At 66.4% G+C, this 17,797-nt stretch carries 14 protein-coding genes and 1 other RNA gene; 5 read left to right on the forward strand and 10 right to left on the reverse strand.

What is annotated here, in order from left to right; genetic code table 11:
* Positions 1-47 precede the first annotated feature (47 nt).
* Positions 48-494, reverse strand: coding sequence for a division/cell wall cluster transcriptional repressor MraZ (gene mraZ, locus BLT40_RS08670; RefSeq protein WP_090352679.1), 447 nt, complete (start codon positions 492-494; stop codon positions 48-50).
* A 326-nt stretch (positions 495-820) separates the two neighbouring features.
* Positions 821-1,187, reverse strand: an RNA gene (rnpB, locus tag BLT40_RS08675) — RNase P RNA component class A.
* Between the two features lie 62 nt (positions 1,188-1,249).
* On the opposite strand from rnpB, the gene rsmI reads away from it, so the two are divergent.
* The 3 genes from rsmI (at position 1,250) to BLT40_RS08690 (ending at position 4,376) form a co-directional block, all read left to right on the forward strand.
* Positions 1,250-2,077, forward strand: coding sequence for a 16S rRNA (cytidine(1402)-2'-O)-methyltransferase (gene rsmI, locus BLT40_RS08680; RefSeq protein ID WP_090352680.1), 828 nt, complete (start codon positions 1,250-1,252; stop codon positions 2,075-2,077).
* Positions 2,078-2,175: 98 nt separating this feature from the next.
* A complete protein-coding gene (locus BLT40_RS08685; protein WP_090352681.1) occupies positions 2,176-3,978 on the forward strand; it encodes a penicillin-binding protein activator in 1,803 nt (600 codons plus the stop codon).
* A 29-nt stretch (positions 3,979-4,007) separates the two neighbouring features.
* Positions 4,008-4,376, forward strand: a complete 369-nt coding sequence (locus BLT40_RS08690) for a YraN family protein (RefSeq protein WP_036110437.1) — start codon at positions 4,008-4,010, stop codon at positions 4,374-4,376.
* A 22-nt stretch (positions 4,377-4,398) separates the two neighbouring features.
* Here BLT40_RS08690 and BLT40_RS08695 read toward each other — a convergent pair whose 3' ends face one another.
* The 3 genes from BLT40_RS08695 to BLT40_RS08705 form a co-directional block, all read right to left on the reverse strand.
* Positions 4,399-5,073, reverse strand: a complete 675-nt coding sequence (locus BLT40_RS08695; protein WP_090352682.1) for an HAD family hydrolase — start codon at positions 5,071-5,073, stop codon at positions 4,399-4,401.
* Between the two features lie 118 nt (positions 5,074-5,191).
* Positions 5,192-7,933 carry a putative bifunctional diguanylate cyclase/phosphodiesterase gene (locus BLT40_RS08700; protein WP_090352683.1) on the reverse strand — a complete coding sequence of 914 codons (2,742 nt, stop codon included), beginning with the start codon at positions 7,931-7,933 and terminating at the stop codon, positions 5,192-5,194.
* Positions 7,934-7,991: 58 nt separating this feature from the next.
* Complete coding sequence (locus tag BLT40_RS08705) at positions 7,992-8,768, reverse strand: TenA family transcriptional regulator (RefSeq protein ID WP_043695798.1); 777 nt, start codon at positions 8,766-8,768, stop codon at positions 7,992-7,994.
* Between the two features lie 224 nt (positions 8,769-8,992).
* Between BLT40_RS08705 and BLT40_RS08710 the strand changes: the two genes are divergently transcribed.
* Positions 8,993-11,044, forward strand: a complete 2,052-nt coding sequence (locus BLT40_RS08710) for a M13 family metallopeptidase (RefSeq protein WP_090352684.1) — start codon at positions 8,993-8,995, stop codon at positions 11,042-11,044.
* 23 nt (positions 11,045-11,067) lie between these two features.
* Here BLT40_RS08710 and BLT40_RS08715 read toward each other — a convergent pair whose 3' ends face one another.
* Genes BLT40_RS08715 through BLT40_RS08735 form a run of 5 tightly spaced genes read right to left on the reverse strand, consistent with a single transcriptional unit; the run spans position 11,068 to position 17,382 of the window.
* Positions 11,068-11,781, reverse strand: coding sequence for an ABC transporter permease (locus BLT40_RS08715; protein ID WP_090352685.1), 714 nt, complete (start codon positions 11,779-11,781; stop codon positions 11,068-11,070).
* Positions 11,778-12,707, reverse strand: coding sequence for an ABC transporter ATP-binding protein (locus tag BLT40_RS08720; RefSeq protein ID WP_090352686.1), 930 nt, complete (start codon positions 12,705-12,707; stop codon positions 11,778-11,780). The genes BLT40_RS08715 and BLT40_RS08720 overlap by 4 nt, the downstream gene beginning before the upstream one ends.
* On the reverse strand, positions 12,704-13,867 hold the full coding sequence (locus BLT40_RS08725) for an ABC transporter permease (RefSeq protein WP_143025857.1): 1,164 nt from the start codon (positions 13,865-13,867) through the stop codon (positions 12,704-12,706). Before BLT40_RS08725 ends, BLT40_RS08720 begins: the two co-directional genes overlap by 4 nt.
* Positions 13,864-14,775, reverse strand: coding sequence for a glycine betaine ABC transporter substrate-binding protein (locus BLT40_RS08730; protein WP_090352688.1), 912 nt, complete (start codon positions 14,773-14,775; stop codon positions 13,864-13,866). Before BLT40_RS08730 ends, BLT40_RS08725 begins: the two co-directional genes overlap by 4 nt.
* Before the next feature lie 3 nt (positions 14,776-14,778).
* Positions 14,779-17,382 carry a glycoside hydrolase family 31 protein gene (locus BLT40_RS08735; RefSeq protein WP_090352689.1) on the reverse strand — a complete coding sequence of 868 codons (2,604 nt, stop codon included), beginning with the start codon at positions 17,380-17,382 and terminating at the stop codon, positions 14,779-14,781.
* A 155-nt stretch (positions 17,383-17,537) separates the two neighbouring features.
* Here BLT40_RS08735 and BLT40_RS08740 point away from each other — a divergent pair, with 155 nt between their 5' ends.
* Positions 17,538-17,792, forward strand: coding sequence for a CsbD family protein (locus BLT40_RS08740; RefSeq protein ID WP_036110404.1), 255 nt, complete (start codon positions 17,538-17,540; stop codon positions 17,790-17,792).
* Positions 17,793-17,797: the final 5 nt, after the last annotated feature.

Raw genomic sequence — 17,797 nt, forward strand, 5'->3', positions numbered from 1 at the left:
CGCCACATCCCGCTCCCGTTTCACCAGCACCTCGAATTAGTTCGTCGTCACAACTGCAGTTCCGCCATGTCGTCGCTGATGTCGTCCTCGCCGATGGTCTGGCGGATCTTCGCGAGGTGGGCCTGTTCGCTCCAAAGCTCGAACTTCTTACCCATTCCCAGCAGGACGGCTTTTTTCTCCAGTCCGGCCGCCGCGCGTTGGCTCGATGGAAGGAGGATGCGGGCCGCTCCGTCGGGTTCGACGATGGCCGCGGCACCCACCAGTTTCATCTGCAATGCGCGATGGACGGCCTTGACGCTGGGGAGCGCATTGACCTGATCGCGCACCTTTTCCCACTCCGTGTACGGAAAGATCCAGAGGCAACCGGTGTCGAAAGGGTTGTAAGCGATCACCAGACGGTTCGCGCAGGTGTCGGCCACCAGGTCCCGATACGAGGTCGGGATCGTCAGACGACCCTTGTCGTCGATCGTGATGGCTGTCTCACCTTGGAACATTGTCTGCAGTCCGCCCCACCGAATCCCACGATTTCACACTGGGGCCCACGATAGTCTCGGGTCCTGAGACTGTCAAGGAAATTTTTCTTGTGAATCAAGGAGAAAGCTCACGTTCATCACCAATTCCAGCCGTTTCTGAGGAAGGGGCGGGAGGTGGTTGAATCGTTGAGGTTTTTTGCGAATGAGTCCGGGATTTCAGACGTCTGCGAAATGTGAAATCAGAGGTGGGGCTGAACTCACGTTCACCGAACTCGCCGTCGACGTCCGTGACGAGGCCGCAAAGACAGGTGGGAGCGACATTCGTCGCTCCCACACCGTTCAAGAAGAGAAGGAGTCGGCCTGTAAGCCGGGTTCTGTGCGTCTTGCGACGTGACAGTCATTCTTCTCGGCCTGGCGTCACCGCCAGGCTCCAGCAACCTACCCGGGGACGACGCGGGCAACGTCATAGTCCCCTTATTTGGTCTTGCTCCGGGTGGGGTTTACCGTGCCATGCGACGTTGTCCCCGCACGCGGTGCGCTCTTACCGCACCCTTTCACCCTTACCTGATCCCCTTGCGGGGCCATCGGCGGTCTGCTCTCTGTTGCACTGGCCGTCAGCTCACGCTGCCCAGGGGTTACCTGGCACCCTGCCCTATGGAGCCCGGACTTTCCTCGATACGCCCGAAGGCGTGACGCGACTGTCCGGCCGACTCCACTTCCGATTATAGCCGGAACGGGACGGTTACAATGTCCGGCCCTGCTCACCGGATGCACCGATGTCCCCGCCCCGCCCCGGTACGCTCCATGTCGTCGCCACACCGATCGGTCATCGCGACGACATCAGCGCGCGCGCCATCGAAACGCTGCGCCGGGCCAGGGTCATCGCCGCCGAGGACACGCGCCACACCCGGCCGCTGTTGCAGCACCTCAATATCGATACGCCACTGGTCGCCCTGCACGACCACAACGAGCGCACGGCGGTGGATGGCCTCGTGGAGCGGATGCGCGGCGGCGACGATGTCGCCCTGGTCTCGGATGCCGGGACGCCGCTGATCAGCGATCCGGGGTTCCGTCTGGTGCGGGCCGCCCGCATCGCCGGCCTCCGGGTCAGTCCGGTCCCCGGCCCCAGCGCGGTCATCGCCGCCTTGTCGGTGGCCGGCCTGCCCAGCAACCGCTTCGTCTTCGAAGGATTCCTCTCCGCGAAAGCGGGCGCCCGCCGCTCACGCCTGGCGGAACTGGCCGGCGAATCGCGCACGCTGATCTTCTATGAGTCGTCGCACCGCATCGTCGAGTCGCTCGAAGACATGCGCGACGCGTTCGGCGCGGATCGCGAGGCCGTGGTGGCCCGGGAGCTGACCAAGATGTTCGAGACCGTGCTGGGTGACCCGCTCTCGGCGCTGGTCGAGCGCGTGTCAGCCGATCCCAACCAGCAGAAGGGCGAGTTCGTGGTGATGGTCGCCGGGCGGGAAGCCGGCGAGGACGAACGCCTCAGCGAGGGACTTCGCGTGTTTGCGATCCTCAAGGACGAACTGCCTCCGGCCAGAGCGGCGAAGCTGGCGGCCGCGATCACCGGCGCCCCGCGCAAGGCCCTCTACGGCGCCTGACCGGACGCGCCTCACGCCGGCCTCGCGAAACGATGGGCTATGATCCGAGCGTTTCAGCGCCGGAGGGCGCCGACGTGCCTATCAAGGAATTATTTGCGATGCGACCGATCCGTGCCTCGACCCTTGGCCTCCTGCTCAGCGCCGGCCTCGCCGGCTGCGTGACCCAGGGCGGTGTCCAGCAACATACGACCGCGCCCACCGGCGAGGCGACGCAGGCGGCGCAGGCCCTGTACATCAAGGGACAGTTCGATCAGGCGGCTCAGGCTTACCTGGCGCTGGCTGCGCAGGACAGCGATCACCGCGACTATTACAAGCTGCTGGCTGCCGAGTCGTACCGTCAGGAAGGCGCCCTCGATCGCGCCGCACCGATCGTCACGGACATCCGCCGTTCCCGTCTCGAGGGCGAAGACTCGCTGCGCTTCGATGCGTTACGCGCGGAGATCGCACTGAAGAACAACGATCCGACGACTGCGCTGTCGCTGACCGGCAAGCCGTCGTCGCACGTCTCGCCACAGGTCTCGCAACGCCTGTCCGAATTGCGCGCACGGGCTCAGGCCGCGTCGAACGATCCGTGGAGCGCGGCGCAGACCCGTGTCGAGCTCGACGGCCAGCTGCACGGCATCGACCGGGAACAGAACCGCCAGCAGATCCTCACCCTGCTCACCGGCCTCGGTACCCAGCCCCTCGCCGAGCGTGCCGCGGCATTGCCGGCGAACGATCCGATGAAACCCTGGGTGTCGGAGGCGCAGTCCCAGCTCGGCAGCGTCGACCGCTCACCGGCGGTGCTCGACCAGGCCGTCGGTACGGTCAGTGGCGACAAGGGCGTACGCGAAGGCTATAAGGTGCCGACCAAGGTCGCGCTGCTGCTGCCCCTCAGTGGCCCGCTCGCCGGTGCGGGCGCCGCCATCCGCGACGGCTTCTTTACCAATTACGTCGATGCGAGCCGCACGGGTGCGACGCGTCCGGACGTCGCGGTCTACGATTCGGGCAACGATGCGGCGCATGCCGTCGCCGCCTACGACAAGGCGGTCGCCGAGGGCGCTCGCTTCGTCGTCGGCCCGCTCAATCGCGAAGGCGTGTCGGCCATCTTCGCCAAGGGCGCCCTGCCCGCACCGATGCTCACGCTGAACTACCCGAGCGACAACAAGAACCTGCCGCCGTCGGGTGCCAACGAGTTCGGCCTGCTGCCTGAAACCGAGGGCGCGCAGGTAGCCGACCACATGGCCGACCGCGGCATGAAGACCGCTACGTCGATCGTCTCCACCGACGATTTCGCACGCCGCGCCGGCAACGCCTTCCGCGCCGAGTGGCAGGCGCGTGGCGGCACCCTGGCCGGCCAGATCACGCTGGACTCCGGCAGCATCGATTTCGCGTCGCAGTTGTCCGAACCGGTTGGCCAGGATCCGGCCACCAGCGGCGTCTTCATCAGCATGAAACCGCAGCAGGCGCGTCTGCTGATCCCGCAGCTGCGTCTGGCGAAGAACAACCTGCCCGTCTTCGCGACCTCGCACGTGTACGGCGGCAGCGACGACCCCGCCGCCGATCGCGACCTGGAAGGCGTGGAGTTCTGCGACGCGCCGTGGCTGTTCGACGCCCAGCCGGGCCTCGCCCGTCGCAGCGAACTGAGTGCGGCCGTGCCCGCGACGCGCGGTGTCACCGCCCGCCTGTTCGCCTTCGGCATGGATGCCTGGGGACTGGTGCCCTACATCGACTGGATGCGTGGTCATCCGGGCAGCTACCTGCCCGGCGCGACCGGCCAGCTGGTCGCGGATGAGTTCGGTCGCGTCCGTCGCGTACTCATCTGGGCGCGCTTCGCCGACGGCGTTGCCCGCCCGGTCGCGGGTAGCCTCGAACTCGAAGCGCCGGCCACGGCCCCGAACGTCGAAAGCGGCGGGGGCTGATCCCCACCGGCGCGAACAGGGAGGTTCGCGTGACCACGACGAAGAAGACCACCGAGCGCCGCGCCACCGGAGATCGTTTCGAAGGCGCGGCGTTGTCGTTTCTGCGGGAGCGCGGACTACGGCTGGTCCGCTCCAACTTTCTCTGCCGTCACGGCGAGATCGACCTCGTCATGCGCGACGGCGAGACCCTCGTTTTCGTCGAGGTGCGCTATCGGCGCAGCGCCGCATTCGGCGGCGCCGTCGGTTCGGTGACGGCAGCCAAGCGGCGCAAGCTGATCAGCGCCGCACACCTCTGGCTCGCCTGGCATCCGCACGATGCCCGCAGGCCATGCCGGTTCGACGTGCTGGCCTTCGAGGGCGACGGGATCGAGTGGATTCCGAACGCCTTCGAGCTTTGACGCATCGCTGACCGGACCGGCCTCAGGCCGTCACGCGGAACGCCTCACGCCCCATCGTCGCCAGCTCCGCCACCGAGTCGATCGTCATATCCGGCGGCGTCTCCTCGAGATCCGCACCGGCCGCGGCCGCGTAATGCCCCTGCCTGACGAACACCGTGGTGACCTTGTCGCCCAGCAGCTTCTTGAGCGCCACAAGGATGCGCGGCTTGTCGTCCACCATCACGTAGTGGTCCGCCGGATAGCGCCGCTGCATGTCGTCGAGCATCTCTTCTTTGTGGATGTAGATCAGCACGTCCTCGCGGAACGCTTCCCACAATCCCGCGCGGCGGATCTTGCGCGGCTGAAACACGGTGTCGCCGTCGGACATGATCACCGGGCGACCGATCGTTCGCAGGTGATCGATCGCCTCGATCACGCCGGGAAAACGACGTGCTTCGAAGGGGTAGTCGAGCAGGAAGAACGACAGATCCATATAGGCCATGTCGCTGTCCTGTCCGCGCAGGCGCTGCAGCGCACCGAGGTAGTCCGCGTAACCGACCTGCTTGCGGATCTCCTTGTCGATCGCGTTGTAACGATCGCGGCCTTCGGCCCCGAGACGTTCTTCGAGGCGCGCGGCGAGATCCGCGCCGAAACGGTCGTTGTCGATCAGGGTGTTATCGACGTCGAAGAGGAAGACGAGGGAATCGTGGGTGGACACGGTGGATCCTTGCACGGGTACGTTGTCCGCTATATGGGGACGGTCATTGTGATGCGAAGGCCGGGCCCTGCGATTGGCCTGGTGTGCTTTTGCGGGAACGGTAGCGCAAGCCAGGCCCTCAGGCCCGACGCGGCGGCACCAGCGAAAGTTTTTTCGCTCCCGAGGCTTTGTGCGGCGCCAGCAAACGCTCGATCTCGTCGGGCGGCAGCGGGCGCGAGTAGAGGAAGCCCTGCCCTTCCTGGCACCCCGCGCGCAGCAGGAACTCGTGCTGGGCTTCGGTCTCGATGCCCTCGGCGATCGTGTGCAGGTCGAGGCTGCGCGCGATCGCCACCATGGCTTCGGTAATCGCCACATCGTTGCCGTTGGCCGGCAGGCCGGTGACGAACGAGCGGTCGATCTTCAGATAGGCGACCGCCGGCAGCTTCAGGTAGGCGAGCGACGAATACCCCGTGCCGAAATCGTCGATCGCCACGCCGACGCCAAGGCTGTGCAACGACTGCATGGAGCGCTCGGTGTCTTCGCCCAGCCGCAGAATCGCGCTCTCGGTCAGTTCGATGAGCAGGCGCTGGGGCGCGATTCCCGTCTCGAGGAGCGCCTGGCTCACACCGGGCAGGAAGTCCGGATGGCCGAAGGAACTTGCCGACACATTGACCGCCATGCGCAGCGGCGGCAGTTTCGCGTCGTCCCAGTGCTTAAGCTGCGCGCACGCGGTTTCCAGCACCCACTGATCGATCTGCCGGATCAGGCCGAGGCTCTCGGCGATCGGGATGAATTCGTCCGGCGGCACGTTGCCGCGTTCCGGATGGCGCCAGCGGATCAGCGCTTCGACGGCCACGATACGGCCGGACTTCATCTCGACACTGGGCTGGAAGGCCAGTGTGAACTCCTTGCGGACCAGTGCCTGGCGTAGCTCGGAGGCCAGCTTGAGCCGGCGCCGCGCGTCCGCGTGCATCTTGGGCGTGTAGAGCCGCAAGGCATTGCGCTCTTCGGTCTTGGCCACGTACATCGCGGCGTCGGCGTTGGCGATCAGGGTGACCGCGTCGTTGCCGTCCAGCGGATAGCCGGCGATGCCGATGCTCGCGCTGACGAACAGCTCGTAGTCGCCCAGATCGAAGGGCTTGGCCAGCGCCGCCAGGACGGCCTCGGCGACGGCGAGCGCCTCCTCGCGCGAACGCAGGTCGGCGATCAGCACCGTGAATTCGTCGCCGCCGATGCGACCGGCCACGTCGTGCGGCGCCAGCTGCGCGCGAATGCGCTCGGCGACGCGCATCAGCAGCGCGTCGCCGGTCGCGTGGCTGTAGCTGTCGTTGATGACCTTGAAGGCATCGAGGTCGACGAACAGTACGGCGACCGCACCGCGTTCGTGGGCGGCGCGGGTGATGGCCTCCGCGCAGCGGCGCTCGAACTCGGACCGGGTGACCAGGCCGGTCAGCGGATCGTGGGTCGCCATGTGCTGCAGACGCTGCCGGTCGGCCTTGCGTGCCGTGATATCGGAGACCACGGCCACGTAGTGCTGCGGCCGGCCTTCGCTGTCGCGGATGGTGCTGATGCTCATCAGCTCCGGATACGTCGTGCCGTCCGCGCGGCGGCTTTCCACCTCGCCCAGCCAGTTGTCGCCGGCGTCGATGTCGTCCCACAGGGTCTGCGGCAACGGCCTGCCGTCGGGCAACGTACGGGTGGCATCGAAGCGCGTGCGTCGCAGCGTCTGCACCGGTATGCCGGTGAGCTTGGTGTGCGCGGCGTTCGCCGAGGTCACGCGGCGATCGGCGTCGGCGATGATGACGCCCTCGGCGATGCTGGCCAGCGCTTCGGAAGCGATCCTGCGCTCCTGCTCCATCGCCACGCGGTCGGAGATATCACGCACGATGGCCTGAGAGACCCGGCGTGAGCCCCAGACCACGAGGCTGCTCTGGGTCTCCACGGGACGCACGCTGCCGTCGCCGTTGCGCAGCGTACCGGCGCCGGCATGGGGTGAGCCATCGACGAACAGGCTGGCCAGCTGGATGCCGATCAGTTCGCCCGACGGGCATCCCGCCCACGCGGCGGCGCGGTGGTTGGCGTCGAGGATCCTGCCGGTTTCCTCGTCCACCATGAAAATGGCGTCGGCGGCGCTGTCGAACAGGAGGCTGTAGCGCTCCTCCGTGCCGCGGATGCCGACGAGGATGCGCTGGGCCATGCGCAGCCACAGCAGCGAAGCCAGCGTGGCCACGGCCAGCACGGTGAAGAACAACACCCTGCCGAGCCAGGAGGCGCCGTTGGCGATATAGAGGGAGAACGCCTTGGCGCGCGGCTCCACGTAGGTATTGAGGGAGGCGATACGCCCGCGCTCCTCGTCTAGCAGCGACTGGGAAGGCTTGCCCGATGCATAGGCACGCTCGAGACGACCGGCGATCTCGTCGATTTCGGCAAGACTGGCGTCCACCGAACGCCACTCGGCGATCGCTTCGCGGACGTAGGACATGCCGTCGAAGTAACGAAAGATGAAGACCATGCCGGGAATGGCCTCGGGGATGACCCCACCGCGGGCAAACCCGTCTTCGACGACGGCCTGTTCGTAGCGGCGGCTGGCGATGGCGTCGCGGGAACTGCGGTCGGCCATCAGGACGGCGAAATTGCGCCGGTAAGCGGCAAGATCGCCGGGGCGGCCGTGCGCCGCGTACTCGTCGAGGTCGATCACGGCCTGTTTCTGAGCCTTTGCCCAAAGACTCTCGCCGTTGAGAAAACCGGCGAGAGTCACCTGGGTCTGCAGGGCAACCCACGTCAATGCGAGAACGAGGCCCACGACAGCGACGAGCGCATAGGCCAGCGGCCTGAGGCGTCTCGACAACGGTTGTGGGTGAATGGTCTCAACGCGACGCATCGCTTCCTCGGATCTCGTACTTACGTGATATTGCGCCAGAAGATGCCCAACATGCGAGTTACGCGGCAACCTCGTTCAACGTGCGGACGAGAGCCGGGGCGTCCATGCACCGGTCGAGCGTGATGCTCATGCCGATATAGCTGCGACGGACACATTCCTTGATGTGCTCGATCTGATCCACCGGTGGATTGGTGCCCAGGATGGTGCAGACGATTTCGAGCGCCTCCCACGGATGGGTATCGTCATACGCGGCGTGAAGCTGAAGCCAACGCAGGCCGGCTTTGCGGCCCGAAATCGGCAGGCTTTCCGCATAGGCCTGGCTGTCATAGATAATCTGCGACCAGTCGCCGGTCGCCCCCTCCACCGCATAGTTGGTCGCGGCGATGCTGGCGGCCAGCGAGTCGTCGCGGCTGACCTCTTCGCACCAGTTGGCCAGCGCCTGACTGCCCTTGGGGGGTTCCGCCGTCAGGACGTCCTCACGGGACACGCCCGCCGACTCCGCCCAGTTCAGCCAGTACTCCGCGTGGTTCTGTTCCACGCGGATGTTCCGCACCAGCCAGCGACGGGCGAGATCGTCGCCCGGGCTGCGGCCGTAGCGGGTCTTCAGCAGGCTGTGCGACATGTACCCCGGGAAGCGCTCGATGACCGGCCAGACACCGATCATGAAGTTGCGCGTGGTCACCGGGTCGAGCGTGGCCGTCTTCATCGCATCCCACATGGGATGGCTGACGATCTGCCGCCGCGCATCCTCACAGGACGACACCATGTCCTGTGCCCAGAGCGGATAGCTGGCGATGTCGGTCTGCGAGCCGGTGAGTTCGAAACGTGCGTTCATATAGATCTCCCTAAAGATCTGCTGCCAATTGAAGGTCCGGGCGAGCCCGGGCGACCCGCGGCCCACCCATGCCGACCCCGTTGCGGGGCCGGACAGTCATTAGGGCATATCCCCCGGCAGCCTTCGTGGCGCGTGACGCCACGGCCACGCCTAGTCCATCGGTCATGGACACAAGTGATGGCGCGGGGGCTATCGTGGCCTCCCCTCTTCAATGGACGCGCCCCATGGCTACGATTCACCGGATTCTTGCGACCGCGATTTCCTGCGGACTCGCCTCCTCGGCGGCCCTGGCGGCCGATCCGTCGGGCATCGACCTGAAAGGCATCGATCACACGGTACAGCCCGGTGACGACTTCGACGGATATGCCAGCGGCGCGTGGAAGAAAACCGCGGTCATTCCCGCCGACCGCGCCAGCACGGGTGTGTTCCTCGAAGTTTTCCAGAAGGCCGAGAAGCGCAATGCGGAACTGATCAAGGCCGCGGGCGAGGGCAGCCCCGCCGCCGGCAGCAATCAGCGACTGATCGCCGACTACTACAAGGCCTACATGGACGAGGCGGCGATCGAGAAAGCCGGCCTGGCGCCGTTGCAGCCCGCGCTCGGTGCGATCGACGCCATCGGGGACAAAGCCGCACTGTCGACGGCGCTGGGCGCGCAGTTGCGCGCGGACGTCGACCCGATCAACGCGACAAACCTCGACACCGGCCATCTGCTCGGCCTGTTCGTCGCACAGGGCCTCGAGGATCCTTCGAAGAACATGCCGTACCTGCTGCAGGGCGGACTGGGCATGCCCAACCGCGATTACTACCTCAAGAATGACAAGGACATGGTGGACGCGCGCGCGAAGTACGCCGCGTACGTCGAAGCGCTGCTGCGGCAGGCCGGCACGCCCGATGCCGCCGGCAAGGCGAAAGCCATCGTCGCACTGGAAACGAAGATCGCACAGGCCCAGGAATCCATCGTCGACAGCGAGGACATCCACAAGGCGAACAATCCCTGGCCGCGCAGCGCGTTCGCGTCCCGGGCGCCAGGTATCGACTGGGACGCCTATTTCAAGGCGGCCGGCCTCGACGACCAGCCGACCTTCATCGTCTGGCAGCCGGCGACCGTGACGAAGTTCGCGGCGTTGGTCGCCAGTGAACCGCTGGACACGTGGAAGGCCTGGCTGCGCTTTCACACCATCAACGAAAATGCCTCCGGCCTGTTGCCGAAAGCCTATGACGACCTCGCCTTCGGCTTCTACGGCAAGGTGCTGACCGGCACGCCGAAACAGCGGGATCGCTGGAAGCGGGGCGTGGGCCGGGTCAATGTCGATCTCGGCGATGCCGTGGGTCAGATCTACGTCAAACGCTATTTCCCCGCTTCCTCGCGTGCCGAGGTCGAGGACATGGTGAAGAACATCCTGAAGGCGTTCGATGCCCGCGTGGATACGCTGGAATGGATGTCGCCGGCCACACGACAAAAGGCCAAGGCCAAGATCGCGACGATCAAGGTCGGCGTCGGCTACCCCGATACCTGGCGCGATTATTCGAAGCTGGAGATTCGTCCCGACGACGCGCTGGGCAACCATCAGCGCGCGACGCTGGCGGAGTACCGCCATCAGGTCGCCAAGCTGCACCAGCCGGTGGATCGTGCCGAGTGGTGGATGACCCCGCAGACGGTCAACGCGGTCAACCTGCCGTTGCAGAACTCGCTGAACTTCCCGGCCGCCATTCTCGAAGCCCCGTTCTTCGATCCGAAGGCCGACCCCGCGTCCAATTACGGTTCGATCGGCGCCGTGATCGGTCACGAGATCAGCCACAGTTTCGACAACACCGGCGCCGAGTTCGACGCACAGGGACGCCTGGCCAACTGGTGGACCGATGCCGACCAGAAGCATTTCAAGGATGCCGGTCAGCGCCTCGTCGAGCAGTTCAACCAGTACGAACCGCTGCCGGGCCTGCATATCAACGGCCAGCAGACGCTGGGTGAGAACATCGCCGACCTTTCAGGCCTGACCATTGCCTATGCGGCATACAAGGAAAGCCTGGGTGGTAAACCCGCACCGGTCATCGACGGCCTCAGCGGCGACCAGCGATTCTTCCTGGCCTTCGCGCAGTCGTGGCGGACCAAGACCCGTGACGCGGCGCTTCGTGCCCAGGTGATCGGCGACGGTCATGCGCCGGGTGAGTTCCGTGCACAGACGGTGCGTAACCTCGACCCCTGGTACGACGCGTTCCAGCCGAAACCGGGGCAGAAGCTGTATCTCGACCCGAAGCAGCGGGTGAAGATCTGGTAAGGCGATAAGGCTCGCCGGATCCGTCAATGCAACCGACGGATCCGGCGCTCCAGGGCACCCAGCGCTCCGTCGATCGTCAATGCCAGTGCACCCACGAGCAACGCGCCCTGGATCACATAAGCGGTGTTGTTGCCCACCAGCCCCTCCACCACCGGCGAACCCAGGGTCGTCGCACCGACCGCCGAACCGATCGTCGCCGTGCCCACACCGACAATGGCCGAGAGACGCACGCCACCCATGATCGGGCCCGCGGCGAGCGGCAACTCCACCTCCCACAAGCGGCGCCAGCGTCCGTAGCCCATGCCGTCCGCCGCATGCAGCGCCGCGGCCGGCACGTTGTCGAGCCCCGCGATCGTCTGGCCCAGCACCGGAAGGACCCCGTACAGCGCCAGCGCAAGCAGGGTCGGCGCCGCGCCGAAGCCGAGCAAGGGGACGGCGATGGCCAGCACGGCCACGGGTGGAAACGTCTGCCCGATCACGGCCACCGCGCGCACCGTCGGCAGCAGTGAGCGCCCGCCGGGACGTGTCGCCAGCACCCCGAGTGACAGACCCACGGTGACCGCCACGACCGTGGCGACGAACACCAGCGAAAGATGTGCGGCCGTCAGCGCGAGGAACGAGGTGCGCGTGTACAGGGGGTGGCTCAGCGCCGGCCACCCGGCATGGAACACGGGCGCGGAAAACGGCAGCACCACCAGTAAGGCCAGCAGCGCCACGGCGGGAAGGATCGCTCTCACGGCCGCGGCGCCACCAGATCGACGAGGCGAATGACGCCGAAGGGCCGTCCATGCTCTTCCACCGGCAAGCGGTCGCGCCCCTGCGCGAGCATCGACGCCAGCGCGTCCTGCAACGAGGCGGCGATATCGAGCGCATCACCGTCGGCCTGCTCGCCGGGACGCGCGCTGTCGCGCACCGAACGCACGGCCAGTTCGCGCAGGCGGGTGCGTGTACCGCCCACGAATTCGTGCACGCGTTGGTCGGCGGGCTCGCGGATGAGCTGGAGCGGTGTGCCGACCTGCGCGATCTTGCCGTCGAGCATCAGCGCCACGCGATCGCCAAGGCTGAAGGCCTCGTCCATATCGTGGGTGACGAACAGGATCGTCGTACCGCTGTCGCGCTGAATGGTCTTGAGGCTTTGCTGCAGCGACTCGCGCGTCAGCGGATCGAGTGCGCCGAACGGTTCGTCCATCAGCACGATGCGCGGTCGCGCGGCCAACGCGCGTGCCACACCGACACGCTGCTGCTGTCCGCCGGATAACGTGGCCGGATAGCGGTCCGCGATTCCGGGCTCGTCGAGTCGCAAGAGGTCGATCAGCTCGGCCACGCGCGCACGGATCGCCGCGTCGGCCCATCCGAGGAGACGCGGCACCGTGGCGATGTTCTCGGCCACCGTACGATGTGGAAACAGACCGACCGACTGAATCGCGTAGCCGATCCCCCGACGCAGGGCCTCGACGTCGCGCGTCGCCACGTCTTCACCGTCGACGCGCACGGTGCCGCGATCGACCGGTTCGAGCCGGTTGACCGTGCGCAGCAGCGTGGATTTTCCCGATCCCGACGGACCGACCAGGACGAAGAATTCGCCATCCTCGATGCGCAGGGAGAGGTCATCGATGACGACGTACTCGCCGTAACGTTTATGGACGCGATCGAACTCGATCATGCGGGAGACTCCGTCAACGCGAGCAGACCTTGAAAAAGAACATCAGCCGCCAGTGCAAGACCGATGATCGCGAGCGTGCCGAGCAACACCATGTCCATGGCACCCTGACCGATGCCGAGGAAGACGAAACGGCCAAGGCCGCCCGCGCCGATGAGCGCGGCCACCGCCGCGAGTCCGATGGTCTGCACCGCGACGATGCGCAGGCCGGCGAGCAATACGGGCCAGCCGAGCGGCAACTGCACGCGCGCCAGCACCTGCCAGCGGCTCATGCCCAGGCCACGCGCGGCCTCCAGCGTATCCGATGCCACCGCGTCGAGTCCGGCGACCGTATAGCGGACCACGGGAAGCAGCGCATACAGCACGAGGGCGAAGACGGCGGGCGCCGCGCCCGTACCGCCGAAGCCGATCGCACCCAACGCCGGCCATGCGTTCGCCAGCCACGCGAAGGGACCGATCAACAACGCGAACAGCGCCAGCGAAGGCACGGTCTGCAGGAAGGTCAGTAGCCCGACGAGTGCGCCGCCTCCGCGCTTCGCGCGCCAGGCCCATCCTCCGAGCGGCGCACCGATCAGCAAGGCGACGGCCAGCGTGACGACGGCGATCGCGACATGGGTAAGCAAGGCATCGGCGAACGGGGCGCGTTGCGCAGCGTACTCACGGACAAGCGCGAGACCGTCGAGTGCGCCGGCGGCCGCCATGATCGCGATGGCGACCAGCGCAGCGAACCACGCGACGACCTGTACCACGCGACGCGCCGGCCGCAACCGATCCAGCAGTAGCAGCGCGGCCGCCAGCCACGCCAACCAGAAGCCGGCACCGAGCTGGACGCGAGTGCTCGCCGCGGCGCGCATCAGCCACGCGTGGGCATCGATGCCCGCTAACAGCGGAAGCCCCGTCATCGCCAGCCAGGCGAGTAGGCCGACGACGATCCGCCGGCCCGGCCACCGTACGATCGCGCCGGCCAGCGCGATGCCCCAGATCGCCGCCAGCGCCCATGCATGCGGACTGTACGCGTGGCCGCTGAGAAGCCGATTCGGCGCGATGCGCAGGAAAGCGCCGAAGAGCGTCGCGACAAGACCGAAAGCGGTCAGGACGACCACCGGGAGCGGGGAGTCGTCGGCGACACGCCGTGCGTCCTTCGCAAGTCCACCCCGGGTCAAGGCAGCATCCCCTGCTTGCGGAGGTAATCCGCGGCGACGACGGAAGCGTCCTCCCCATCGATCTGCGTGCGTGCGTTAAGCCGGCGAAGTACGTCCACGGTGAGCGGCCTGAACGCCGCTTCGAGCGAGCCGCGCATGCGCGGGTAACGACGCAGCACGGCGTCGCGCACCACGGCGGCCGGCTGGTAAACCATCTCGACGTGCTTCGGGTCGTCGAGCACCACCAGGCCGGTCACGGCCAGCGCGCCGTCGGTGGAATACACCATGCTGGCGTTGACGCCGGATGTGCCCTCCGCTGCAGCCTTGATCGTGGCCGACGTATCGCCACCGGCAAGGACCAGCAGCTGATCGCCACGCAAGGCGAAACCGTAAGCGGACTGGAAAGCGGGCAATGCCGCGTCGCTCTCCACGAACTCGGCGGAACCGGCAAGGTAGACGTCACCGCCCGCACGCGCCCAGCGCGAAAAATCGTCCAGCGTGCGCAAGCGCTGTTGCCGGGCGACGTCGGGGCGCACGCCGATAGCCCAGTGGTTGTCCGCCGGTGCGGGACGTAACCAGACCAGCTGATTGGCCGACGCATCGAGCGAGGCCGCCAGCGCCCAAGCCTTGCCCGCATCGCGAAACGCCGGGTCGCTCTCCCGATGGAAGAAGAACGCCGCGTTACCCGTGTATTCCGGATAGACGTCCAGATCGCCGTTGATGAGCGCCCTGCGCACGATGGACGTCGGACCCAGCTGCGTGCGATCGACGACGGGGATGCCCGCGTGCTTCAGCACCTGCAGCACGATCTGGCCCAGCAGGGCGCCCTCATTGTCCGCCTTGGAGCCCACCCGCACCGCGTCCTGCGCCTGCACCGCAAAGGCAAAAGCGGCGAGGACGACGAGCAGGAGGCCGAGACGGCGACGCAAGCGTCAGCGCCCGAGCACGTCGACGAAGCCGCGCTTCAGCGCTTCGTCGATGGGCGTGGCGTTGACGCTTTCAGGGAGCGCGATGAATCGTGCCTCGAAGGCGCGCACGCCATCCATGAAGCGGTCGCCCCGGCCTGCGTCATCACCCTGGTCGACGGCGTAGGCGAGTACGCGCGCCGCCTGCCCCGCGAGGTCGACCTCGTCGGGAAGCGCGGAGATATCGCCCCAGACCTGCTTGAGATAAAGCACGGCCTCTTCCGCGCGCCGCATGCGATGCAGCAGTCCTGGTGGCGGCGTGTGCTCGGGCAGGAAACGCGCGACGACATCGTGAGCCTCTTCCATGCTCACCGGACCGAGATCGACGCGAATGCACAGCCATGCGGTATCGAACAACCATGTACCGGGCTTCGGCTCCGCGCTATAAGGCAGTGCCTCGCCGTTGACCTCGACGCTCTCAGGAATTCCGGCGTCGAGGAACTGGACGATGTAGGAGCGCATCGCGTGCTTGCCATCGAAGGTTCCCTCACTGCGGTCGATGTGCACTCGATGGGCACGGTCGCCCCGTCGGCTGCGCACGCGGATGCGGGAGCATTCACCTCGCTGATAGCCCTGGCTCTCGCCGTCGTCGTCGTAGAGTTCCGTCGAGCCTTCGTCGCCCGGAAAGACCTGAAGAATGAGTTCGTCGGGGACGTTGGCCAGATCCCGCATGCCTTCCGGATAAAGCGGGACCACGCTGCCCGGGCGCACGAAGATGGGTATCTCCTCGAGCGTGTAAGAGCGTTCCAGCACCCGCCCTCCTTCGAACGACTCCGCGCCATCGCGGCTGTACCACAGACCGGGCGGCAGCCAGACCGGGAACGACGCCGTGCCGTCCGCACCGACCGGCACGGTCACCGGGGCGACCAGAAGATCGTTACCGAACATGTACTGCGACGGATACGCGTAGGCTTCGTCGCTTTCGGGCCAGTGGTAGTACATCGGCCGCACGATGGACAGGCCCGTATCGTAGGCGTGTCGCGCGGCAGCGTAGATATACGGCGCGAGCTGATAACGCAGGCGGATCGCCGCGAAGATCGCGTCCCCGTAAGGTGGCCCGAAATGCCAGGGCTCCTTGTGCAGACTGGCTTCCTTTGCGGAGTGCGTCCGCAACACGGGGCTGAAGACGCCCAGCTGCATCCAGCGCGCGTACAACTCCGGCTCCAGATGCCGCTCCGGACGCGGGATGTGTTTGTGGAAGGTATGCCCGCCGATGTCGTGGCTCCAGTAGCCATACAACACGTTGGACGCCATCGCGGTGAAGTGCGGCTGGTAGGCCAGCGACGTCCACGAGATCACGCTGTCGCCGGAAAAACCGATCGGATAGCGATGGTTACCGAGCCCGCCCCAGCGGTGATAGATCAGGCCGCGACGATCGCCCTGACGCTGCATCTCGGTAAAGAACGCATGGTTGAGCCACCACGTGTTCGACAGACCCGGATGCGCCTTCGATTCCGGCCACTGCTGCCAGTCGAGCCACCAGAAGTCGACGCCTTCGCGCTCCAGGGGGCCCAGCACCGTATCGAAGAGTGCACGCATATAGGTCTGCGAGGTGCCCTCGAACGGGATGGGCGCCCGGGACGAGGTATCCCACGACAGCGCCTTTGCCATCGCCTCGTATTTTTCTTCGTGCGGCAGCACACCCGATGCCGGGTGCAGGTTGAGCGTCACGCGCAGCTTCTGTCCACGCGCCCAGCGCATGAAGGCTGCCGGATCGGGAAACAGACTGCGATTGAAGGTGTAGCCGGTCCAGCCGGACTGCTCGCCGAAGACGTCCTTATGCTCGTGTCCGGGACGCAGCGACAGCCCCGGGGTCGTATGCCAGTCCATGTCGAGCACGAGCACGTCGAGCGGGATGCGCTCCTTCACGAAGCGGGCGCCGAGAATGCGCAGTTCCTGATCGGAATAATTCCAGTAGCGCGACCACCAGTAGCCGAAGACGAACCGCGGTGGCATCGGTTGCGGACCGGCGATGGCCGCGAAATCGGCCAGGGCCGCCGGGTAGTCGTGCCCGTAGCCGAAGAAGTAGAGATCCTGGCGGTCGCCGGACGGACGCCCGGTCACCCAGCCCTCGTCATCGATGCCGAAACCGTGGGTATCGTCGACCACATGCCAGCCGTCGCGCGCGATCAGCCCTTCTTCCAGCGGCAGCTTGCTGCCGTCCTGCCAGGTGTCGCCGTCGTAGCGGTCGAGTGTGCGGAAGGTCCCGCCGAGGTTGGCCTGCTGGAAATCGCCGGGACGCCATTCGATCTCGTCGCCCGGTTTACGCCGGACGCGGATCCGGAGGTTGCCGGGGACGAAACGGCCGCTGTCTTTCTCGTAATACAGCTGCAGCCGGTCCGTTTCGATCTGGATGGCCACGTCGTCTTCGACGATGTGGAACGGCGGCGCGTCAAGCGCGCGGTGGACGACCACCTGGGTCCGCCCGTCGCGAAACTGGCGGTCGGCACTCCATTCCATACGGATCAGGCGCGGCGTGAGGACCGTAAAGCGGACCTCGCCACGCTCGATGATGGCCTCGGGACGCGCCGCGGCGCCGCCCTCGGGTCGGCTGTCTGACTTCGCTTCCATGGGTGGGTGCACCCCTTGTCGAACCGGAGGTGGACCATTATGACGCGTCGCGGCATGGAACCGGTGAAAGCATGCGATTGACGGCGTCTTGCCGCTTCGTGCACTTACGCCAAGGCACCTTCTGGTCTCATCGAACTCAACGGGAGGAAACAACCATGAATGAAGACCAGATCCGCGGCGCCGCGAATACCGTCGGTGGACGCGTGCAGCGCGCCGCCGGTGCCCTCGTCGGCGATCACTCGCTCGAAGGCGAAGGCGCGATCCGCGAAACCGCCGGACGCGTGCAGGCAGCCGCCGGCGATGCCGTCGACAGCGTCCGCGACGTGGTCGCCCATCGTCCGCTCGGTGCGATCCTGAGCGGCTTCGGCGTGGGTATCCTCGTCGGCATGCTGCTGGCCCGTCGCGACTGAGTCGG

The organism is Dyella sp. 333MFSha (assembly GCF_900102405.1).
In the GTDB taxonomy this organism is placed as follows: Bacteria; Pseudomonadota; Gammaproteobacteria; order Xanthomonadales; family Rhodanobacteraceae; genus Luteibacter; species Luteibacter mycovicinus.